The following is a 23,175-nucleotide window of genomic DNA, read 5'->3' as shown; positions in this document are numbered from 1 at the left end:
CGCTCGCCGCGGCCGTCCGTCACGACGTGGTGCGCACGAAGGCCGCGATGTGCTGGGCCGTGGCTTCCGGGTGCTCGTGGTGCGGCCCGTGGCCGGCCCGCGGGTAGGTCAAGAGTTGCACGGTCGGCAGCTGCTCGTTGAGCGCGTACCAGTTCTCGACCGGGAAGATGATGTCGTGATCCCCGCCGACATGCAGGATCGGCAGGTGGGTGACCTTCAAGGCCTCCAGGACGGCATCGGCGGGGAAGAGCGGGCTGCGCGGCCTGTCGCCGAGGTGGGCAGCGGCCCAGTCGACGGGGACGGGGACGCTGCGATCCTGCGTTCGCTGCGCGATGCGCTCGACCGAGCGCCGCGCGGCCTCCCGGCTCGCCTGGGACCGCGGCTCGAAGAACAGGATGGTCTCCTCGTCCAGGCCGTACGAAGGGAGCACCGCCGTGTCGTAGAACAGCTGCTCTGCGGGCTTGACGTTCGGACCGGGCGGCGAGGTGCCGATCAGGACAGCGTGACTGAGCCGCTCCGGAAACATGGCCACCACGACCTGGGCAGCCAGCCCGCCGAGCGACCAGCCGCCGATCACCACGTCCCTCAGGTCCAGCGCCTCGATCAGGTCCTTCGCGTCCCCGGCGAGCGAGGGCGGGGCGTAGCTCCTCTCGCCCGTCGAGAGGCCGAGCCCGCTGTAATCGAACGTGATCACCCGGAAGCCGTGAGCCGCCAGGGCGTCGAGGAAGGCGGGATCCCAGACATCCATGTTGCCGCGGAAGCGCGTGCACAGCACGATCGGCTTTCCCATTCCCACGGAGCGATAAGCGATTTTCCGGCCGTTTGACTCGACAAACTGGTTGGGCGCGGTGACGGCGCTGACGATTGCATTCATGGCACAGCTCCTTGACGTCGGTCCTCGGAGCTGGCGATGTATCGCGACACGGCGAGCGCAGAGAACCCGACCAAGGTCGGGTGTCGAGGTCAGGCCCCGTTCCCTGGGTCGCGCGGGCGGCGCGGCAGGCGCGGTCCCTCGTCCGCCAGCTGCGCGGCGAGCAGGCGACCCAGCCCTTCGCGAACCGACGCGTCGTCGTCCACGAGGAGGATCACGGACGCCTCCGTGATCATGCCGGCACCTCGATCGCGAAATGGAACGTCACCCCGAACACCTCGTTTTCGCTCGCCCACAGCTTGCCGCCGTGCCGATCGATGATCGAGCGGCTGATCGACAGGCCCATGCCGAGGCCGTTCTCCTTGGTGGTGTAGAACGCGTCGAACAGGCGCGCCCTGTCGTTCCCGCCGCCGAACCCGACGCCGGCGTCCTCGACCGCGACGTGCACGAAGGACCCGCTCGATCGCCGCTCGACGAGCGAGCTGACCACCACGCGGCGCCGCGCCGGCGGCACGTCCTTCGAGGCCTCGCCCGCGTTGAGCAGCAGGTTCACGACCACCTGCTGCAGCAGCACGGGGTCGCCCGGCACCTGCGGCAGATCGTGGAGCAGCGCCTGCCGGACGGAGATGCCGTGACGCCCGAGCTCCGGGGCCACGAGCGGGACGACCCCGCGGATGACGTCGTTGAGGTTGCACAGGCGGTGATGGGGCGCCGATCGTGACAGCAGCGAGCGGATCCGCAGGAGCACCTGGCCTGCGCGCTCGCCGTCGCCGACGATCGCGTTGAGTGACGCGCGCACGTTCCCTAGATCGGGCGGATCGGCCGCGAGCCAGTTCAGCGCGGCGTTCGCGTCCGCGACGATCGCCGCGAGGGGCTGGTTCACCTCGTGGGCGATGGAGGCCGCGAGCTCCCCGAGGGTCGTGACGCGCGTGACGTGCATGAGGGCCGCCTGCGCTTGCTGCAGCTCGTCGGCCGCGCGCCTGCTCGCCGTGATGTCCGTCGCGGCGCCGACGAGCTCGATCCTTCCGGAGGCGGCGACCCGCGTCCCGCCGAGGACGCGGACCAGCTTCACCGACCCGTCGTCCATCACGAGGCGGTGCTCGTGGTCGAACGTGGCGCCGTCGCGCAGCGCCTGCCGCACGATGTCCGCGACCCGCTCGCGGTCGCCCGGGTGGATGCGGCTGGCCAGCTGCGCCAGCGTGGGTCGGCGCTTCCGGGGGAAGCCGACGATCTCGCAGGCGCCGTCGGACAGGGTGAACTCCCGGGTCTCGATGTCATAACCGAAGCTCCCGGTGCGGCTGAGGCGCTCTGCCTCGGCGCGGTAGGCCTCGCTGCGCCGGAGCGCCTCCTCCGCCTGGCTGCGCTCGATCGCGATGCTCGTCACGTGCGCGCACCGCTCGAGCAGCTCGAGGTCGGCCGTCGTCGGCGTCCGCGGCTCCGTCGCGTAGATGCCGAACGCGCCGAGCGCCCGGCCGTCGGACGACAGCATGGGCACCGACCAGCAGGCGCGAAGGCCGTGAGCCAGCGCCTGCGCCCGGAAGAGAGCCCCGAGCGGATCCGTCTCGATGTCGACGATGACCACCCGCTCCCGCCGCCACACCGCCGTGCCGCACGAGAACGCTTCGGGGCCGATCGCGGCGCCGTCGATGGCCTCGGTGTAGCTCCGCGGCAAGGTCACCGCCGCGGCGTGCCGCAATGTCCGCCCGTCCTCGTCGAGCAGGAGGATCGAGGCATGCAGGCCGCTCTCGGTGCCTTCCACGAGGCGGACGACGCCCTCGAGGATGGCGGACGTCGGTTCGCCGCGGGCGAGCATCTCCAGGAGGCGCTGCTCGCCGGCGATCCGCGCGTGGGCCCGCTCTTGCTCCTCGCTGTCGCTGTCGAGGCCCCGCGACGTCCCAGGGGCGCCGCGGTCGTCGGGGTCCTCATCGGCGCGCAGGATGGCTTCGGGAGGACGCGACGGGAGGCTCATATCCGGCGCGGACTATACCGCGCCTCGCCCCCCCGGAGCCGCGGGCAAAGGCTTCCTTCAGGGGCCCTGGCCGCCGGACTCGCGTGGCAAAGGATCTGTTGCGCGAGTCGACGCTCAGAAGATCGCGCTCTTCTGTGTGCCAGCGTCTCGCTTTCGCGCGGGCGCTTTGCCTGTGCTCGCCGGCGCGCCGGGCGCACGGACGGTGCGCGCCGCGGCTGGCCGCAGCGCGGGCGCCGGAGGCGTCGGGACGGCGCGCGCCGCGGCTGACCGCAGCGTGGACGCCGGAGGCGTCTGGGCGGGGCGCGCCGCGGCAGGCAGCGGCGCGGGCTCCGGAGGCTGCGGGACGGGGGGCGGCGCCGTCGCGGGCCCGGCCGCGGGAACCGTCGAGGTCGCGCCCGCCTGGGGTGCCGCGGGCGCCTGCGCCACGAGAGCGCCGCGGGCGGCGGAGAGCACCTCGCCGCTCATCACCCGCAGCTCGGCGGTGGCCTCCAGGCGCTGCGAGGACAGCGCGGTGGTGAGCAGGAGCCCCAGCCCGAGCGCCACGACGAGGCCAGCCGCCGCGAGGTGCAGCCCGGTCCGCCGCGCCGCCGCAGCGGGCGCCGGCGCGATCGGCGCAGCCGAAGGGCCGACCGCGGCCACGAAGGCGGAGATCATCGGCTCGATCGAGGGGAACCGCTCCGCCGGATCCAGCGCGAAGGCGCGCGCGAACCACGTCTCCAGCTCCGGCGGCGCGCCGGGGCACAGCGTCGACAGCGGGGGGCGCGCGCTCCCCAGGATGGAGGCGAGCACATCGGCGATGGTGCGGCCGGCGAAGGGCTGCTCGCCGGTGAGCGCCACGTGCGCGACCACCGCGAGGGCCCACATGTCGAGCTGCGGATCCGCGTGCCCGTCGCACGTGTGCTCCGGGCTGAGGTAGCCCGGCGTGCCCAGCACCACGCCCTCCGCGGTCTGGCGGGGGAAATCGGCCGCCAGATCCTGGCGGATCCACTTGGCGATCCCGAAGTCGGCGACCTTGGCGCGCAGGCGCCCGTCGCGCCCCTCGCGGAGCAGGATGTTCGACGGCTTGATGTCGCGGTGCACGATCCCGAGGCCGTGCGCCACCGAGAGGGCCTCTCCGATCTGACGGAGGAGCGCGGCCAGCTCGGCCGCGGGCACCGGCCCTCGCTCGTGGATCAGCTGCCGGAGGGACCGGCCGCGCACGTACTCCATGACGAGGTACGGGCCCGCCTCGGGATCCTCACCGGCGTCGTGCACCGTGACGATGAAATCGGTCTTCCGCCCGAGCTGGGCCGCGACCTGCGCCTCGAAGCGGAAGCGCTCCATCGCGTCGATGGCCAGGTTCTGGCGCGGGAGCACGAGGAACTTGAGCGCGACATCGAAGCGCCGGACGCTGTCGTGCGCGCACCACACCTCGCCCATCGCGCCCTGGCCGAGCGGATGCACGAGCCGGTACCGCCCAGCCACGACGCGGCCCGGAAGGAGCGCGCAGCGCGCCTCGTCCCGCCCTGCGCCGCCCGCAGCCGGAGGACCGAGCGGCGAAGGCTGCCCGCCCAGCGTGGTGGCGTCGCGCGCGGCGTCTCTCGCCGAGGAATCGGGCGGTCGACCCAGGGAGGGCGGCTGCAACACGCCGGTGATCTTCGTGCCGCCGCCGTTTCCCGGACCGGTCGATGCGTCCATGGGACAACGACCTGAGGAGAGAGGCGACGACATGATCTCAGCGTATCGCGAATGCGCATGCCTTTGAACGGCGAACCCCCCGCCCTCCTCGCGCACGTGCGCGTGAAGGCCCGCGCGGCAGCGTCGCGAGGCGCAGCGCTGCTGTACTTGTTGATGGTCGGCGCCGAGGGCGCGGGCCACCGGACACAGCGCGCCGCACCGAAGCAGCAGCGCCCCCTCATGCACCCCGCTCCGCCGCCGATGTGCGCGTCCGGGCCGCGACCCAACATCGGTTGCACCGCACGACACCGGTCGCGCGACGCGGGTTCGCGTGGCGAGAACGGGTTCGAACAGCGCTTCACGGGTGACATCGACCCATCGCCGTCTGAGAGAGAGAGAGAGAGAGAGAGCGCGCGCGCGTCGGGACGACTACGCCCGCTGCGCCTTCACCCGCTTGACCTTCTTCTTCTCCTTGCGCTCCAGGAGCCGCAGCACCGCCACGGACCGGTCGACGAGCAGGTAGCGCTCTCCCCCTGCCCTCGCGGGCACCGTGCGCGCCGGCTCCCCGGCGGTGCGGGTGTCGATGAGCACCTCCCACCGCTCGCCGAACTCGATCGCGGGCAGCACGAACTCCAGCGGCGAGTGGTTCGCGTTGATGAGCACGAGCAGCGTGTCGCCGGAGATCGGCTCGGCGCGCGGACCGAGCGCAGAGAGGGCGTCGCCCCCGAGCAGGTAGCCGACCGCCCGGGCGTTCGGGTGGGTCCAGTCCTCCGGCGTCATCTCGGCGCCGTCGGGGCGGAACCACACGATGTCCTTGAGCCCGCTCCCGTGCACGTAACCGCCCGAGAAGAACATCCGCCGGCGCAGCACGGGCTGGCTGCGGCGCAGGGCGATGAGGCGGCAGGTGAACTCGAAGAGCTGCTTCCGCCGCTCGTCGAGGTCCCAGTCGTGCCAGGAGAGCTCGTTGTCCTGGCAGTAGGCGTTGTTGTTGCCGAGCTGCGTCTTTCCGATCTCGTCGCCGGCGTTGATCATCGGGACGCCCTGCGAGAGGAGGAGCGTCGCGAGGAGGTTGCGCTTCTGGCGCTCGCGCAGCTCGACGACCACGGGGTCGCAGGAGGGGCCCTCGACGCCGTGGTTGTAGCTGTGGTTGTTGTTCGTGCCGTCCCGGTTGCCCTCGCCGTTCGCCTCGTTGTGCTTGTCGTTGTACGAGACGAGATCGTTCAGCGTGAAGCCGTCGTGCGCCGTCACGAAGTTGATGCTCGCGTAAGGGCGGCGCCCGCTGGACGCGTACAGATCGCTCGACCCGGTGAGCCGATAGCCGAGGTCGGCCGCCAGCAGATCTCCCTTCCAGAAGCGGCGCACCGAGTCGCGGTAACGGTCGTTCCACTCCGTCCAGAGGACCGGGAAGTTGCCGACCTGATAGCCGCCCTCGCCCACGTCCCACGGCTCCGAGATGAGCTTCGTGCGCGAGAGGACCGGATCCTGATGGATGATGTCGAAGAACGAGCTCAGGCGGTCGAAGTCATGGTGACCGCGGGCGAGGGCCGACGCGAGATCGAAGCGGAAGCCGTCGACGTGCATCTCGGTCACCCAGTACCGCAGGCTGTCCATCACCAGCTGGAGCGTCTGGTAATGGCGCGTGTTCACCGTGTTCCCGCAGCCCGTGAAGTCCATGTAGTAGCGCGGGTTGTGCGGCACGAGCCGGTAGTAGGTCCAGTTGTCGATCCCCTTCAGGGAGAGCGTCGGGCCGAGGTGGTTCCCCTCCGCTGTGTGGTTGTACACGACGTCGAGGATCACCTCGATGCCGGCGGCGTGGAGCGCCTTCACCATCGCCTTGAACTCGGTCACCTGCTGGCCGAGCCGCCCGCTCGACGAGTAGCGGCCCGCGGGCGCGAGGTACGCGAGCGTGTTGTAACCCCAGTAGTTGACGAGGCCGCGCTCCCAGATCTCGCGCTCGCTCGCCATCTCGTGCACGGGGAGCAGCTCGATCGCCGTCACGCCGAGCTTCTTGAAGTGGGCGATCGCCGCCTCGGAGGCGAGCCCGGCGTAGGTGCCGCGCAGGTTCGCCGGGATGCCCGGGTGCCGCTGGGTGAAGCCCTTGACGTGGACCTCGTAGATGATCGTGTCCTGCCAGCGCGTCGCCGGCGGCCGGTCGCCGTCCCACGCGAAGCGGTGGTCGACGACGACGGACTTCGGCGCGCCCCAGGCGCTGTCGCGGTGGCAGATCTCCAGGTCGTCGAGCGGGGCCGGCGGGGGCGGCGGCGTGGAGTCCTTCCCGCGCGCCTCGGCGGCGCGGCGATCGCTCGCCGTCTTGCCGCCGCGCCCGCCCTCGCCCTTCTCGGGCGCCGCGCCGTCCCGGCCCGCCTCCTTGGGCCGGCCAGCGCCGCCCTCGCCGCGCTCGGGGTGTCCCCCGCGGTCGTAGGCGAAGAGCGGCGCCTTCCAGTTCGGCTCGCTGGAGAGCGCGTACGCGTAGGGATCGACGAGGAGCTTCGCCGGGTTGAAGCGCTGCCCGGAGCGCGGGTCGTAGGGCCCGTGCACCCGGTAGCCGTAGAGCTGGCCGGGCTTGAGCCCCGGCACGTAGCCATGGAAGATGTGGGCCGTCCGCTCGGGGAGCTCGATGCGCTCGCGCTCCACGACATCGTCGACGGCCTCGAAGAGGCAGAGCTCGACCTTGGTGGCGGACTGGGAGAACAGCGTGAAGTTGACCCCCTCGCCGTCAAAGACGGCGCCGAGTGGGGTGGGCGTGCCGGGCCATATGCGTCTGGTCATCTGAAAAACCTGTGAAGCCGCCCTATTCGCGAGATCGGCGCCGCTGTCGAGACACAAGCGCGCGCGGCCTGATTTTTCGGTCGCCGCCCCCGGGATCGCCCGCCGCCGGGCCGCTCGGCGGACCCGCCCTCGCGCCCTGCGCGACGTCGCGGCCCCTTGGCGAGCGCGGCAGCGGCGGCGGCGGCGCTACCGCACGGGCGCAGAAGGAGCATCCAGGGCGGCGCGACCCGGGATAGACTTCGCCCCCGAACGCCTGGAGCCAAGCGAAAAACGCCCATGTCTTCCCCCTCTGTTGAAAATCAGTCCCAGAGCTCACCGTCCCCTTCCGGTCCCGGTTCCGACGCGCGCCGCCGCATCGCCGGCGTGACGGTGCCGCTCTTCTCCCTGCGCAGCGATCGCTCGTGGGGCATCGGCGAGATCGGCGATCTCCCCGAGTTCGCCGCGTGGATGCGCGCCGCGGGCCTGCGCCTCGTGCAGCTCTTGCCGCTCGGCGAGGTGTCGGGGGGCGAGACGTCGCCGTACATGGCGCTCTCCGCGTTCGGGATCGATCCGATGTTCATCTCGCTGTCCGCCGTGCCCGAGCTCCCGGCCGAGCGCCTCGGCGAGGCGCTCGGCGACGACCTCGGGGCGCTCGATCGCGCGCGGAGCAGCGCGCGCGTCGACTACGATCTCGTGCGCCGCGTGAAGGGGCGGGCGCTGCGCTTCGCCTTCGACGTGTTCGAGCGCGAGCACCACGCGAAGCAGACGCCGCGCGCGGCCGAGCTCGGCGAGTTCGTGAAGCGGCAGTCGGACTGGCTGCCCGACTACGCGCAGTTCCGCGCGTTCAAGGACGCCTTCGAGGGCAGGGCGTGGTGGGACTGGCCCGAGGCGATCCGCGAGCGCAGGCCGGAGGCGCTCGAGGCGCTGCGGCGCGAGCGCGCGCGGGACATCCTCTATTACGAGTACGTCCAGTGGCTCGCGCACGCGCAGTGGGAGGCGGCGCGCGCGGATCTCCGGGGCAAGGGCGTGGAGATCATGGGGGATCTCCCGTTCATGGTGTCGCGCGACAGCGCCGACGTGTGGGCGCACCAGGGCGAGTTCCGGCACGACATGACGGTCGGCGCGCCGCCCGACCAGTTCGACACCGAGGGGCAGCGGTGGGGGCTCCCGCCGTATTTCTGGGCCCGGATGCGCGAGAACGACTTCGCGTGGCTCAGGCGCCGCTGCCGCTACACGGGGCTGCTCTACGACCGGTTCCGCATCGATCACCTGGTCGGCTTCTACCGGACGTACATCTTCCCGGAGCAAGGGCAAACGCCCCCGGGGGGGGAGCGGCCCAGGGCGACCTTCGATCCCGCGGAGGAGGCGGAGCAGCGCGACCACGGCAATCGGGTCGTGCGGGCGATGCTGGCGGGGGCGGCGGAGACCGGGGCGCAGCTCGTGGCGGAGGATCTCGGCGCGGTGCCAGGGTGGGTCCGGGAGTCGCTCTCGGAGCTCGGGGTGCCTGGCTACAAGGTGCTGATCTGGGAGAAGAACGACGTCGTGTTCCGCGATCCGGCGGAGTATCCGGCGCTCTCGGTGGCCTGCTTCGGGACGCACGACACCGACTCCGTGGTGGTGTGGTGGGAGTCGCGGGACGACCGGGAGCGCGCCGGGGTCCTCGAGCTGCCGCAGCTCGCGCCGCGCCGGCAGGAGCTCGGCCCGCAGTTCACGAAGGAGACCCACCGCGCGCTGCTCGACCTGATCCTCGGCGCGACGAGCGAGCTCGTGCTGCTGCTCCTCCAGGACGTGCTCGCCACGCGCGATCGGATCAACGTCCCGGGGACGGTGGGGCCGCAGAACTGGTCGTTCCGGCTGCCGGCGCCGCCGTCTGCGCTCGATCGCGATCCCGAGGTGCGGGCCGCGCTCGATCGGGTGCGCGAGAGCATCGAGGCCAGCGGGCGCGGATAACGCGTCATCTCCCGCCGTCTCACGGCCCCTCGGGCCCACCGGCGATATAGTCTCACTGCAAATCCATCGACCCGCTGTAGGAGCGAGTCCGCCGGCGCGCTGACCGCGGAGGCGCCCACGCGCTGACTCGCTGCGTCGTCGCGGTATGTTTCGTGCTGTCGCGAAGTATATGCCGACGAAACATTCCGGAAAACTGCGTTCTCTTAGTGTCGCCGTCGAGGAGGCCACCAGTGAACGAAATCAACGCCTCGGACACCACCTGGCTCCTGGTCTCGTCGGCAATGGTTCTGCTGATGACGCCAGCGCTGGCCCTGTTTTACGGGGGCATGGTCCGAACGAAGAACACGCTCAGCACATTCATGCACAGCTTTTTCGCCATGGGGATCGTGACCCTGGCGTGGGTGACGCTCGGGTACTCGTTGGCGTTCGCCGAATCCAAGGGCGGGTTCATTGGCGGCTTCGACTACGCGTTCCTGAACAACGTTGGCACCGAGCCGCGCGCCGGCACGACGGTGCCTCACCTCCTGTTCATGGCGTTCCAGATGATGTTCGCCATCATCACGCCGGCGCTGATCTCGGGCGCCTATGCGGAGCGCATCAAGTTCTCGTCGTATGTGGTGTTCACGCTGCTCTGGTCGCTCCTCGTCTACAGCCCGATCTGCCACTGGGTCTGGAACCCGGGCGGGTGGCTCCTCGCGCGCGGCGCGCTCGACTTCGCCGGCGGCACCGTCGTTCACCTCGCCTCGGGCGTGAGCGCGCTCGTGATGGCGATCATGCTCGGCAAGCGCAAGGGCTACCCGACGCGCAAGATCGTGCCGCACAACCTCACAATGACGCTGCTCGGCGCCGGCCTCCTGTGGTTCGGCTGGTTCGGCTTCAACGGCGGCTCCTCGCTCGCGGCGAACGGGCTCGCCTCGGTGGCGTTCGTGAACACGCACATCGCCGCGGCGATCGCGGCGCTCGCGTGGGCCCTGATCGAGGCCGTGCGCTTCGGCAAGCCGTCGCTCCTCGGCGTGGCGTCGGGGCTCGTCGCGGGCCTCGTCGCCATCACCCCGGCAGCGGGCTTCGTCGGCCCGATGGCGTCTGTCGCGATCGGGCTCGCGGCGGGCGGGGTGTGTTACGGCGCCGTGATGCTGAAGGGCAAGCTGGGTTATGACGACAGCCTGGACGCGTTCGGCATCCACGGCGTGGGCGGTCTGCTCGGCGCGCTGCTCACCGGCGTGTTCGCCTCCAAGGTGTGGAATTCGGCCGGCCAGGATGGCCTCATCAAGGGCAACTCGGCGCTGCTCACCGAGCAGGCGATCGCGGCCGCGGTCGCGGCGGCTTACGCGGCGGTGGTCACCTTCGTGCTCGTGAAGGGGATCACCGTGGTGATGGGCTTCCGGGTCGACGAGGAGACGGAGGACGAGGGTCTCGACGGCGTCCTCCACGGCGAGGAGGCCTATTCGCTCGGCGAGGGCGGCGTCCACGCCGCCGAGAGCATGCCCCCGAGCCCCAGGCCGGCGGCGGCGCCGGTCCTCGTGCGCGAAAGCGCCTGATCCAGCGCAGCGGAGGCTCGCTCGCGGAGGCCGCCTGGCGGGTGCCAGGCGGCCTTCGTCGTTTTGTCCCCTTGGCCCCCTGCCCTTCCCGGCAGGGAGGCGATCACCTGCACGTGAAGGCGGGCTCGCCGGTCTCCTCGCAGCCGTGCTCGCACGTGACCTTGGCGCACCCGCAGCGGCGCAGCCCTCCGCGGTCGCCGTCGGCGCGCCGACCGCAGTCCTCGCTCAACGTGCGGCACTCGTCCTGACAGCGCTCCTTCTGGGCGGGCGACGGCGCGCAATCGACGACCGCTGCGCTGCCTGAGGAGCCCGCGCCGCTGCACAGCTCGACGGACGCGACCTGCTCCAGCAGCGGGATGATCCCCCCGATCATGCATTGAGCGTGCGGCTCGCAGACGTGGTCCCGCAGCACCGCCAGCACGCGGACGCGCTGCCCGGTCAGCGCGCGCCACTCGGGGCCGAGCCAGCGCTCGGCGTCCTCGCTCGACAGCATCCTCCCGGCGATGAGGGGCTGCGAGCCCTTCGTCAGCTCCAGCGTACCGACCCAGCGCTCGCGCGCCGGTGCGTCGCCAGATGGCGCCCCCGCTGTCGGCGGAGACGCCGGCGGCGTGCCGGCGGGCGCGGCGCTCGCGGCGGGCGCCGGCGCAGCGGCCCGCGCCGTCGAGGCGACCCGCGCCGCCGGCGCCGTCGAGGAGGGCGCGCTCTCCGCGCAGCCCATCGCCCAGGCGCAGCACGCGCCTGCCAGCGCCCGGGGAAGCCATCGCCGCAATCCCGCCGAGACGGGGTGGAGCCGAGGGGAACGCACCGGGTTCGTGGAAGGCACAGGACATTTTTACCATACGCCGGCGTGCCTGCGCGCCAGGGCGCGAGGGCGCGGCGGTCCGGCGGAGCGAGCCGCCCGCCGGCCGCTCCTTGGCGCCCGCGGCGAGCAGGATCGAGGACAGCAGCGCCTTCGCCCACGTGCTCCCGGGTAGCGGAACTTTTTCGACCCAAGTCCACACGACCGAGAAGAGGCACATGTAGATCGTCGCCTCGCCCATCAACACCGTGTCCATCGCCACATCCGGCACCACCTCGTTTCCGAGTTGCGCCGGGATCGGTCGGTAACCGGGGTAGGTGGCCTCGATCTCCCGAGCGATCTCGCGCGCCACCGGCTCCTCCTCGGGGATGCCGGAGAGGTGGATACCGACGTATGGCCCGAGAAGGGATACGTGGAAGCTGAGCGCTGTTTGTCCCTCGCCCTTCGTGGCCGCTCCAGGTAGACACCGGCGAGTCCGCCGCGTTCGCGAGCTCAGACGTCAAGGCGGAAGGAGGAGCGGAGTAAAGTACCATCAACAATAGCCAGCCTGTTTCATTTCGACTTCACCTCGAATCTCCGAATTGGTCCAGTGGTCAGCATCACGACCAGACTTCCAGGGAGAACGCGACTACTGCCGCCAGCCCAGTCCACATGGACGCTGGTAGACGCGCCCCAGGGCCCCGCGAAGTACCAGTCGGACTGGGCGCGGCCGCCTGGAGCAACCCCCACCACGCGGTCGCAGATCACGGCACCGCACACAGGCATCGAGTAGATCGCCAGGAACGGCCCGAGGGTGGCGGTGGCGCCGCGCCATGCCACGGGGGGCTCGTGCTCGATCTGCTCGTCGCTGGCGATGCGCCCGAACTCGACCAGCTGGACGGAGGTCGCGCCGCGCTCGCCGATGTCCGTCCACCTCGACCGCCCCACCCCGCCGCGGGGGCTGCGCCGCGCTCACGCTCGAGACCTCCCGCCCCGGGCGTCACAACGCGCGGAGCAGGCTCAAGGCTCAAGGCCGCGTCGACGTGCGCCTCGACCTCCGATGGTCCGCGCCGAACTCGGCAGCGACGATGTGCAACCCGCTTCGCTCAGATCGAGCTCGGCTTCGGACCGGGGCGAGGTTAACCAGCCGTAGCGGCAGGAACGCTATCCATGCCCTGAATCACAGTTGACGCCACCCCTCCGCACACGCATCTGGAAAACGTGGAGGATGAACATGCGCCACAGCCTGAAGTTGAAGGCGATCCCTGTTCTTATTCCTCTCGGTCTCACGGTGTGGGCGTGCAACTACGACGTGGGCGAGTGCTATCTTAGGGGGACGGAAGGCACAGGGGCCGGAGGACCATACCCACCGGGGTCAGCAGCTGCGGGAGACCGGTTCGGAAATGGTGACGACGTGGGGAGCGGCGCCACTGAAGAGATGGCAGGGTGCACGCCCGACAAGACATGCACAGACATGTTCGTGGACTGCCAAAAGATCGGCGGCAAGTGCATCACGGGATATCCAGGCTGCGACAAATGGGGCCACACACCGTGTGAAAGTTGCCGCGACGCCTGCCAAAAGGAAACACAATACCCGCCAGCATGCAAATGCAGATCGTGCGGATTCAGATGATGAATGTTCCGATACAGGGCGCAATACATGTTGCCGTTGGCAGGGTTGCCGGAGCGGCTCTAGCCAAGGTTGCATCCCCGGTCGTGGCCGACGATGACAATCTCCTGCTGGGTCCATCAAGAGTCGATCCGAAACGTCATCGTGCTGCGCGCGTTAGATACTGGGGGGGAGAGCCGTCTACCGATCTCAATGAAGAGCTTGCGCGTTCTGATGGGCCGCCGATCTGCGTGGCGCTTCCGCCGACACCAGGCGGCCTGATGAGCCTCTGTCGAATCTGTGCTTCCGTAGTCGAGCGCGGGCGTACGGTGTTCGTCGTTGATCTCAGCCCAGAGACCGCCGGAACATTTCCGCAAGGGCCCGGCCCAGGCATGGCTATATCCATCTATGCCGCGGATGCTCTGCTACGCAAGCCGCCCGTGGTCCAATGGTCGAAGCTCGAGACAACTTTCGCGGCTACGCTCTGGAAACTGTGGTGCCGCCGCTCGCCCGTTGCCTTTTCTAGGTTCTGTGCATCTGGGAGCATGTTCCACCCGCAGTTGGCCAACCTTGGGCGTTATCATGCCGGACTCTTTCCCCGACGGGCAGGCAATGGGCTATTACCGTCGCTCTTTGACGAGCTCCTCCTGCGACAGCTATCGCAAGAGTGGCTCTCGCCAGTTAAAGTGTATGCCAACGCACTCAACGCCGGATCTGAGCTCGCTGCATGGTTTCCACACACAGGAGATCTGTACATAGCCAAACGGCTCAATGAGTGGTATCGCCATACGCGAGGCCGCATCATCGAACGTCGGAACGCGCATCACCCGAGACCTTCCGAGATGACGAGATGGTCCTTTCGATGGCGTGCGGGGAGCGAGGAGATCCTCGACGCGCTGCCGAGTGTGCAAGCGGCCCCACCTGTATCTATTGGAGGTGCTACCGCGTATGATCCTGACCACGTATGGGTATGCCAATTTGATGCACAAGGCACACCTTACCTAAGCCGATTTGACACCGCATCGTCGGGCGACAGGCTGGAATAGGGCGTATCGGATAGCGCCTGCGACGATGCGAAGTCCTTCGCCAGTGCGTCCATTGCTGCTGGAACGCTTCTCCCCCTGGCTGTTCGTCAACCAATTGGTTGGCGAACGGCTCTCGCCGTAAATTCGCAGCGCCGCGACTATTCCGCTTGACTATGGTGGCCGCACCGTGCTGCCCGGCATGCGCTTCGACCTCTACGACCGCAGCGGCGGAGAGGAGCCGAGCTCGCGCCCGCGCGCCTCGTCGCTGGCGCCTCTCCTGTACTCGGCCAGATGGGCGACGGCGCCACGCTCGCCCTTTGCCAGCGTCGCTCCTGCACTCGGCCAGGTGGAGAGCCACTGCACAGAGCTGGCCGACGTTCACCTCGACATCTGCGACGGCCCTGAGCGTGCCCAAGTGGACGACCGCGGCCCTCCGAGTTCGTGCCCGGGGATCTCGACGTCGGCTAGGCGTGGCGCGGCCCCCCGACCGACGCCCGCGCTGCGGCGAGGGACCACGCCGATCGGCTCCGGCGCCATGTACTCAACGGCGGCCGCGCCGAGTTCCTCCTCGTTGAGCTGCTGGATGGTGAACGACCGCAGCCCCGAACGCGTGCCCCAGGCGCAGCGATCCGAAGCCGCGCCCTTGACGACCCGCGACCGCCGGGATCGTACGGGCACGCCCCGATGGCCCGCGCGCAGCCTCGACGGCGTCCGCCCGCTGGCCGCCGTCCATGCCGGGCACATCCGCCAACTACTCGGAATTCCTCAGCATTGTTTTTGCGTGTAGAAATTGTTTCCCCCTTGCAGAAGACGTCGCCGAACACGCTCACCGCGCACAGCACCTTGCGCGTCTCGCCGTCCAACCGTGGGAGACGACATGCACGTTCGAGGCGTGCTCAGCGCCAGACGAGACCAGCGCGGGCGGCGCGCAGTGGTTGGGGGGTCTACAGAGCGCTGCGCGCGCTCAGCGCGACGCGCGGAGCGTCACTCCGATCCTCCGCGACGCCGCATATCGGAGATCGCGTTGCGCGACGAACGCGGCGTCGCTTCTGCCGCGTCACTCCGTCTCGTGCGGAGCGAGGGGACTCCTGTCGACACGAGGTCCTCGAGCGCCGACGCCAGCGACTGGTGGCTGGAGAGATCGCCGAGGTGGATATCGAGGGCGACGAGGCGCATCGCGAGCTCGGGGCGCACGCCGACGAGGCGGACGCGGGCGCCGAGCAGGGAGGCCGCGCGCTGCGTCTGCCCGAGCGCGTGGGCCACCTGGGCGTCGATGCTCGGGACGCCCGTGATATCGAGCAGCACGCAGCGCGCCCCGTGTCGGCTCACCCCATCGACCACCCGCTCTAGCATCTGCCGGGCGCGATCTCCATCGAGCTCGCCGACGAGCGGGACGAGCAGCACGCCGGGCATGAGCGGGATGAGCGGGCAGCCGAGCTCGCGCACCGCGGCCGAGAGGGCGCGCTCGCGCCGATAGGCCTCCTGGAGGCTCGCGTGCTGCTCGGAGAGCGACTCCACGAGCGCGTCCCGCTCGAGGGCGGCGCCGAGGAGCGCCCCCCAGATGGAGATGGTGCCCTCGTCGCCGGCGACCTCGATCGAGCTCGGGCCGACGATCGCGAGGACCCCCCAGTCGTGGCGGAGCGTGCGGATCGGCAGGAGCGTCACCATGAACGGGCCGCCGGCGGTCGACGCTGGCAAGCGCTCGGCGGGCGGGAAATCCTCCCGCGCGCAGACGGCGCCGAGCGAGGGAGTCGGGCTGCCATCGCGGCTGTAGGCGCCGGCGATGACGAGGCGCGCGCGCGTCGCCGGGTCTTCCCAGAGCGCGAGGCAGCCCCAGACGGCGGCGGTCGAGTCGAGCCAGGAGAGCGAGCGCGAGTCTTCCTGGGTGCCGCCGAGCAGCGCTAGGCTCACCTCGTGATCGGACCGCGTGAGCGCCCCGAGCTCGTCGACGAACTGCCGCTCCATCTCGACGCGAGCCAGCATGAGCGAGAGGCGCAGCCGCTCCTGGAACTCCTCGGCTCGCTCCTCCGCGGACTCCGCTGCTTCCCTGTCCAGGCGCGCGCGGCGTCGCTTTCCGGACCGGCCGAGAAGGCGGACGACCCCCATGAGGCTCTCCACGTCAGGCGTGAGGCGGACGGCCTGCTGACAGGCCTCGTCGATCTCGGCCGCGGGCGGGGGCGCGGCGCCCTCGAGCGCCGCGGCATATCCAGCGATCACGGCGGAGACGCCGGGCCAAACGGCCGTCGGGGGCGTCTCGGGCGGCAGCGGCAGGCGGAGGAGCAGCTCGACCATCTGCCGCTCGATGGCGCCGAGGTCGTCGTCGGGCGCCGCGCCCTTCCGGTGGAGCACGCCACGGAGCGGGTCGCACCCGCACGTCCGCCGCCTGACGAACGTGGTCGGCGCGAGCACGGGCCCGGACGGCACGACCTGGCCTGCGAGCCGCGCCAGCACGAGCTCGTACGCGAGCGCCCCGAGGGCGTCGAAGCGCTGGCGCACGGTCGTCAGCGGAGGGGTCGACCACTGCGCATCGGTGATGTCGTCAAAGCCGATGATCGCCAGATCGTCGGGGATGCGGTATCCGGCGGCCTGGAGGGCCGACATCATACCGAGCGCGTTCTTGTCCGTGGCGACGACCGCGGCCGTGAGCTCTCCCCTGCGCGCGATGAGCGCCTCTGCGGCGCGCTGGCCGCCGGAGTGCCAGTTGTTGTCGGCGTCGAAGACGAGGCCTGGATCGAAGGGGATCCCGCTCTCGACGAGCGTCTCCATGTACCCGTCGAAGCGCGCGCGGATGTCGTCCTGATCCATGCAACCGACGAACGCGATGCGCCGGTGTCCATGCTCGATCAGGTGGCGCACCGCGCTCCGGACGCCCTCGCGGTTGTCCGGCATGACGGTAGGACAGCCCGCCTCGGGGGCGCAGGAGCTGACCGTGACGAGCGGGACACCCGCCTGCGCGAGGAGCTCGATGCCATCCGTGGCGAGCACGACGATCCACCCGTCCACCTGGTCCCGGGCGAGCGAGGGCGCCTGGACGTACGCTGGCGTGCCGCGCACCACCAAGACACGATGGCCGCGCTGCTGCGCCGCCTGATGGATCCCCCTGAGGACCGAGGTGAAATAAAAGCCGTCGAGGAAGGGCGTGAGGACGCCGATGGTGGTCGGGCGGGAGTGCATGGGCTGCGGGCTCGCGAATGGATGAATACCGGATCTCCGTCTCGCTCACCGACGGCGTTCACCGCCACCCGCCAGAAATTCCTGTGACTCGCGAATCGTCCGGGTGTACAGCATCGCCGATCCGTTTGGCCCTCGATCGAACCCTTCTCGCCGTCATGGCGCGCCCGCCGTACGAGCCCGCGCCTTTCTCCGCAGAGGGATCGATCGGGCGAGAGGAAGGGAGCGGACGGTGAGCGCGCCGGCCGTACGAGCGCTCGTCTCGGCGCTGGGCGCCTGCGCGGCGCTCACGCTCACCGGCGTGCCGTGCGCGCGGGCGGAGTGCGATCGCGCGGCCGCGGACGTGTCCTGGGTGCGCCTCGCGGGCGCGGAGGGGCGGTGCCCGTCGGCGTCCCGGTTCCGCGCCGAGATCTCGCGGCGGCTCGGGCGGGAGCTCGTCACGACGGGCAAGGCCGCCTCGATCGAGGCCGTGGTGCAGGGGCAGCCCGGGGCCTGGTCGGCCACGATCCGGACCGAGCTGTGCGACGGCGCCCCGCCGACGGTCCGCGAGCTCTCCGACGACCGGCAAAGCTGCGACGGGATCGTGGCCGCTGCGGCGGTGCACATCCTGCTCGCGACCGATCCGGAGGCCGGCCTCGCCCCCCCGACCGCCGAGGCGCCGCGCCCCCCGCAGGCCCCCGAGACGCCGCGTCCCCCGCCGCTGCCCGCGCGCCCTCCGGCGGCGGAGCGGGCGCCGGAGCCGCCGTTCCCCTGGCCGGCGGAGGCCAAGGCGACGCCGCCCCCGGCCGAGGGCCCGCCGCCGCCCCGGCTCTCGGTCTCCTGGCGCGGGTTCGCTTCCACGGGCATCGTCCCCTCGCCCGGGTTCGGCGTCGCCTTGTCGGGCGAGTGGTCGATCCTGCCGCGGTGGACGCTCGAGACAGGCGCGCTGTGGCTCCCGGAGCAGCACGCGACCCGGCGGACGTTCGCCTTCGGGCTCACGGCGGGCTGGCTCGGCGCGTGCTTTGAAATGGTCCGGAGCCGCTCGGTCGCCTTCGGGCTCTGCGGCCGGGCGGTGGCGGGCGCCATCTACGCCGTCATCCACGGGGACGACGACGTCCCGCCGACGATCCTGCCGACCGACGTCGGCTCCCGCGCGTGGCTCAGCCTCGGGGCCGGCACGCGGCTCGGCGTCCGAGTCCTCGGGCCATTGCGGCTCGAGACAGGTATCGACCTCTTCGTTCCAGTGACACGGTACGATTTCCAGCTCGAGGGCGGGCTGCCGACGGGCCTGGAGCAGGCCGCGCTCGCCGCCGCGGTGTTCGGGGGGGTCGGCCTCACATTTTGATGAAGGAGCCCCGGGCTGCCGGCATTCAGTTTTCCGTGGAGCAGTGCTTACGAGCCGACGTCCTGCGCGACGCCAAGCAGCCGCCGCGGAGCCTCGTCGCCCTGCACGCCGAGCACGGCAACTTCGTCTGGGCGACCCTCCAGCGGTTTGGCATCCAGCACCCTGACCTGGAGGATGCCTTCCAGGACGTCTTCGTCGTCGTCCAGCAGCGGCTCCCGTCCTTCGACTGGGCTTGCCCGATCACGACCTGGCTCTTCGCCATCAGCCGCCGCGTCGCCTCGTCTCACCGCCGCCGCGCCCACACGCGCCGCGAGCGGCTCGGCGAGGTGGTGGACGACGTGCCGGACTCCGCGCGCGGCCCGGAAGAGATCACCTCCAGCCGCGAGGCGCGGCAGCAGCTCGAGGGCATCCTCGAGGCCATGGATCTCGATCGCCGGGCCGTGTTCGTCATGTTCGAGATCGAAGAGATGCCGTGCGACGAGATCGCGCGCCTGGTCGGCGTCCCCGTCGGGACCGTCTACTCACGGCTCCACGCGGCGCGGAAGGAGTTCGCGACGCTCCTGAAGAAGTCCGAGGCCGAGCGCGCGCGCAGGGGGGCCAGATGAGCGATCCGAAGCGATGGAACCAGGAAGGAGGAGGCGCCCCGCCCGGCGCGCGCGAGCTGCTCCGCGCCGCCGCGCCGATCCGACCGATGACCTCCGCCGAGCTCGCGCGCACCGCGGCCCGGGTGGCGCCGCTCGAGACGGCCGCGGGCGCGGCCGCCGGCGCCGGAGCGACGATGCCGGCGTGGATCAAGGGGATCTTCCTCGTGGCGGGCATCGGGGCGGGCGGGGCAGGGCTCCACGCTGTCCTGGGCGAGGCCCCGAGCGCCGCCGCGCCGATCGCGCCGCCTCCGGTGCTCACCGATCTGCCGCTGGAGCGGCTGCTCTCCCGCGCGGAAGGCCGCGTGTCGGCCGAAGCGCCGGCGGCCGGGTCGCCGGCGGCCGAGGCGCCGCGCCCGACCCCCTCGGGCCTCCGCCGCGAGGCGCCGCGGAGCCTTCGACCGGCGGCGCCAGCGCCGGAGGCGACCGCCGCGGCGGACGGCGACGACCTGGTCCGGGAGTCCAACCTCGTCGACGCGTCCAGAGCGGCGCTCGCGCAGGATCCGGAGGCCGCCCTCGCCGCGCTGGAGAGGCACCAGGCCGAGTTCCCGAAGGGGCGGCTCGCGGAAGAGCGGGAGTTCATCGCGATCCGCGCGCTGGTGCGCCTCGGGCGCGCCGACGAGGCGCGGGCGCGCGCGGCGGCGTTCTTCGCGCGGTATCCATCGAGCTCCTTCGCCGACCCGCTGCGCCGGATCGTCGGCGCGGCTCGGTGATTGCTTCCACGACCGCGGCTCCGCCAGCAAGACCGGCAAACTCCACACCACGTTCGAGCACACGAGCGGGAACACCTCGCCTGCGCCAGCGGCGACGACATCGACGCTCGCGCGGACGACATGAAATGGACACGAAAACTACGCTCGCACGGACCGCGAAAAATTAACGCGAGCACAAACACGAGCGTCCATATCGCTTGCCCTGTACGTAAACAGTACTAACATACGTCCCGCGTTCACGGGCGGCCGCGCCGAGAGGCGGCGGCGCCCTGGCGTTTCATCGCAGAACGGTGGATTCAGCGGCTCGATGAGGCCAGGCTGCCGTGGCAGCGATTGGCCTCGGTGAGGCACGTCGCCCATGCGGCGCGCGCCGGGCGTCGTCTCTTTGCGGACCGACGCGGGCGCTCGCCGGCGGTCGTCCTCCTCGGGCCGCCCCGTCCATCCGCGAGCGCGCGCTCGCGCTCTCGCGCGGCTCCACCGTTCTTCGGGCTCATTTCAGGAGGTTTCATGTCGTCGAAGCTATCGAGTTCGAGCAGTCCGGTGCGCTCTCATTCTGATCTTGCCTCCCCCGGCGTGTGGCAGGGGGCGCGGCGCGCCGCGCTGGCCGCGCTCGCGATACTGCCGGTTTCTTGCGCGGATCTCGGCCCCACGGACGGCGCTCCGGCCGATCTCGCCGAGGGCGAGATCGCGGAGGCCGGCCAGGCGCTCTCGCTTCCTTTCCCCATCAAAGAACGGAAATCGCTCGTCGTCACGAACACCGACATCCTCGGCGCCTTCAAGCTGAAGGACGTGTTCCAGCAGCTCATCGATCAGGCGGGCGTCAGCCTGACGCCCCTCCAGCTCTTCCGGCAGTTCATGGACACGAACCGGAAGGCCGCGGACGGGATCGGCCTCGGCCCGCACTGCGATGACGTGGTGATCCCCGGCTCGGCCGGGTCCATCAACGGGTGGCCGATCGACTGCCCCCGCGTCGTGGGCGAGGAGGCCGACAGGGATCCTTTCGCCGACGAGGAAGCCCCGAACGCCTACGTCGCCACGACCCTGGCGAACCGCTTCGACCTCGCCCCGCCGGACGGCGCCAACTGCGGTGAATACCGCGTCGTCTTCGCCAGGCGCTCGGGCATCCCGGAGAGCGCGTTCCAGATGCGCAACTTCATCATCTTCGAGGGCCGGCTGCCCAACCCGACCCCGAGCCTTGGCCGGGAAGGGTGCCGCCCGGTCGTCGACTTCTGGTACAACCTGTCGGATCCGGGGAAGACCCTGGAGCAGCGGAGGGACGCGCTGCTCGCCTTCTATTTCGACGGCCTGCCCGGGGGGTTCGAGCCCGCCATTCACATCGATCACTACGGCCAGAACGCGGGCCCGCTCGGCGGCCAGATCCGGACCAACGAGTTTCTCTTCGCCCCCGAGGTCGACGGCGATCCGCCCGAGCCCTTCACGACGTGGAACCTCCGGGAGTTCAGGCTCCTTCACAGCGGCTCGGGGAGCAGCGCCACGCTGGTCGTGACCCCGTCGTTCGTGAAGGACAACCCGGCCGCGCCGCTCTTCGATCCTGCCTCGACCGACGCGCGCGCCGTCGCCTTCAGGAGCACGTCGTTCCCGGGCCTGGTGGAGCGGCTCGCCGCGGCCGACGACATCAACCGCTTCGCCCTGGAGCCGAGCTATCCGACGACGATGAACGCCGGAGAGAGCCAGATGATCGGCCTCCAGAACAACTACTTCGCGACGTTCGGCGCCGGGCCCTCGGCCCTCAGGACCAGCATCCAGAGCAAGCTCACCGCGATGGGCAGCGCGCTCACCCCGGATCAGGTCGTGGGACGCGCGTTCTCCCTTTCGTGCAGCGGGTGCCATGAGCCGATCGGCGACGCCACGGGCTCTCCGACCGTCGAGCTCGATCTGGGCACGACCGCGACGCTGGCGAAGCTGAGGCCGTTCACGCAGACCTCCGAGCAGCTGGAGGCCGATCCGGACGAGCCGGGCGGGCAGCGCTTCAAGATCTCGGAGGCCCTCACGGGCGTGTTCATCCCGTTCCGGAAGAACGTGATGGCGGAGTTCCTCCTCAACGACCCGATCCTCGGGTTCGAGAAGCCGGGCGCGTGGACGTCGGCGCAGGCCCAGCTGTCGCTCCACTCGGGCCGGGTGGTGGAGGGCATCTCGTCGCTCCAGGTGAAGACGCCCTCCTCGTTCAACGCGATCGTCAGCCCGAGCTTCAGCTCGGCGAACCTCGCGCCGGTGGGCAACAAGATCACGCTCGATCTCTTCGTGTCTCCCGTCCAGCCGAACCCGAGCTGGGTCGGGAACATCGAAGTGCTGATCTCGATCCCTTCGGCCGGCATCCACAACCAGTGGGCCGGCAACGTCCCGCTCACCCCGCTCCCCCGGGGCCAGTTCGTGAGGATCCAGTTCGCCCAGCTGCAGACGGCCACCAAGAACGCGCTGAACGCAGGGGCCAGCGACGTGAAGCTGCAGTTCAACCTCAACGTGAACAGCAACTCGGGTCCGTACTACCTCGACAACGTGCGGTTCGAGAACTGACCGCGAATCCGCCTCGACGGATGATTCATCCGTTATAGTAGACACCACTCTCGGGCCTTGGTATGCTGCGCGCATGTCAGGCATTGCCATCATCACCGGAAGTGTCTCTGCGCGCTCGAAGACCTCGGCGCTCGCGGCCCGCATCGCGGCGCGGCTCGTGCGCGAGGGGTTTCGCGTCACCACCATCCACGTCCGCGAGCTCCCGGCCGAAGATCTCCTGTTCGGCCGCGTCGACTCCCCCGCCCTGGTGGACGCGGCGCGGGTCGTCGCGGAGGCGGCCGGGGTCGTCATCGCGACGCCCATTTACAAGGCCTCGTACACGGGGGCGCTCAAGGCGTTCCTCGACCTCTTGCCGCAGTTCGGGCTCGCGGGGAAGGCAGCTCTCCCCCTCGCGACGGGCGGGACGCTCGCGCACGTGCTGGCCATCGATTACGCGCTCCGTCCGGTGCTCCAGTCGCTCGGGGCGCGGCACGTCGTCGCGGGGCTGTTCCTGCTCGACAAGGCGCTGCGGCTCGGGGAGGACGGGCTGCTCGACGTCGATGACGAGCTCGGGAGCAAGCTGGAAGAGATCGTGAGGCCCTTCATCGACAGCGTGATCCGGGAAGGCCTCCCGCTGCCGGCGCGCGAGGTGGCTGCCTGAGAGCCGG

Annotated in this window: 14 protein-coding genes; 7 read left to right on the top strand and 7 right to left on the bottom strand. The window is 70.5% G+C overall.

The window, feature by feature from the left end; all coding sequences use genetic code 11:
* Positions 1–19: 19 nt before the first annotated feature.
* The 5 genes from WMF46_RS12875 to glgX all read right to left on the bottom strand — a co-directional run bounded on the left by WMF46_RS12875 (position 20) and on the right by glgX (position 7,265).
* A complete protein-coding gene (locus WMF46_RS12875; RefSeq protein ID WP_437985887.1) occupies positions 20–874 on the bottom strand; it encodes an alpha/beta fold hydrolase in 855 nt (284 codons plus the stop codon).
* 89 nt (positions 875–963) lie between these two features.
* A complete protein-coding gene (locus tag WMF46_RS12870) occupies positions 964–1,107 on the bottom strand; it encodes a hypothetical protein (RefSeq protein WP_437985886.1) in 144 nt (47 codons plus the stop codon).
* Entirely contained in the window at positions 1,104–2,840 is a 1,737-nt protein-coding gene (locus WMF46_RS12865; RefSeq protein ID WP_437985885.1) for a GAF domain-containing protein, read from the bottom strand. The genes WMF46_RS12870 and WMF46_RS12865 overlap by 4 nt, the downstream gene beginning before the upstream one ends.
* Positions 2,841–2,954: 114 nt before the next feature.
* Entirely contained in the window at positions 2,955–4,517 is a 1,563-nt protein-coding gene (locus tag WMF46_RS12860; protein ID WP_437985884.1) for a serine/threonine-protein kinase, read from the bottom strand.
* Positions 4,518–4,925: 408 nt separating this feature from the next.
* Positions 4,926–7,265, bottom strand: a complete 2,340-nt coding sequence (gene glgX / locus WMF46_RS12855) for a glycogen debranching protein GlgX (RefSeq protein ID WP_437985883.1) — start codon at positions 7,263–7,265, stop codon at positions 4,926–4,928.
* Between the two features lie 276 nt (positions 7,266–7,541).
* On the opposite strand from glgX, the gene WMF46_RS12850 reads away from it, so the two are divergent.
* Entirely contained in the window at positions 7,542–9,194 is a 1,653-nt protein-coding gene (locus WMF46_RS12850) for a 4-alpha-glucanotransferase (protein ID WP_437985882.1), read from the top strand.
* Between the two features lie 230 nt (positions 9,195–9,424).
* A complete protein-coding gene (locus WMF46_RS12845; protein WP_437987891.1) occupies positions 9,425–10,732 on the top strand; it encodes an ammonium transporter in 1,308 nt (435 codons plus the stop codon).
* Between the two features lie 103 nt (positions 10,733–10,835).
* On the opposite strand, the gene WMF46_RS12840 is transcribed toward WMF46_RS12845, so the two are convergent.
* Positions 10,836–11,555, bottom strand: a complete 720-nt coding sequence (locus WMF46_RS12840; RefSeq protein ID WP_437985881.1) for a hypothetical protein — start codon at positions 11,553–11,555, stop codon at positions 10,836–10,838.
* A 3,573-nt stretch (positions 11,556–15,128) separates the two neighbouring features.
* Positions 15,129–17,318: a substrate-binding domain-containing protein gene (locus tag WMF46_RS12835; protein ID WP_437985880.1), complete on the bottom strand. Its 2,190-nt coding sequence runs from the start codon at positions 17,316–17,318 to the stop codon at positions 15,129–15,131.
* 229 nt (positions 17,319–17,547) lie between these two features.
* Between WMF46_RS12835 and WMF46_RS12830 the strand changes: the two genes are divergently transcribed.
* The 5 genes from WMF46_RS12830 (at position 17,548) to ssuE (ending at position 23,168) form a co-directional block, all read left to right on the top strand.
* Positions 17,548–18,639: a hypothetical protein gene (locus WMF46_RS12830; RefSeq protein ID WP_437985879.1), complete on the top strand. Its 1,092-nt coding sequence runs from the start codon at positions 17,548–17,550 to the stop codon at positions 18,637–18,639.
* Positions 18,640–18,674: 35 nt separating this feature from the next.
* On the top strand, positions 18,675–19,244 hold the full coding sequence (locus WMF46_RS12825; protein WP_437717333.1) for an RNA polymerase sigma factor: 570 nt from the start codon (positions 18,675–18,677) through the stop codon (positions 19,242–19,244).
* Positions 19,241–19,993, top strand: coding sequence for a hypothetical protein (locus WMF46_RS12820; RefSeq protein ID WP_437985878.1), 753 nt, complete (start codon positions 19,241–19,243; stop codon positions 19,991–19,993). The genes WMF46_RS12825 and WMF46_RS12820 overlap by 4 nt, the downstream gene beginning before the upstream one ends.
* Positions 19,994–20,533: 540 nt before the next feature.
* Positions 20,534–22,528 carry a hypothetical protein gene (locus tag WMF46_RS12815; RefSeq protein ID WP_437985877.1) on the top strand — a complete coding sequence of 665 codons (1,995 nt, stop codon included), beginning with the start codon at positions 20,534–20,536 and terminating at the stop codon, positions 22,526–22,528.
* Positions 22,529–22,601: 73 nt separating this feature from the next.
* The gene (gene ssuE / locus WMF46_RS12810) at positions 22,602–23,168 is read left to right on the top strand and encodes an NADPH-dependent FMN reductase (protein ID WP_437985876.1); all 567 of its coding nucleotides are present in this window, start codon (positions 22,602–22,604) and stop codon (positions 23,166–23,168) included.
* Positions 23,169–23,175 lie beyond the last annotated feature (7 nt).

This window comes from Sorangium sp. So ce117, assembly GCF_051524395.1.
Classification (GTDB): Bacteria; Myxococcota_A; Polyangia; order Polyangiales; family Polyangiaceae; genus Sorangium; species Sorangium cellulosum_B.
This window is presented reverse-complemented; position numbering and strand designations above follow the sequence as displayed.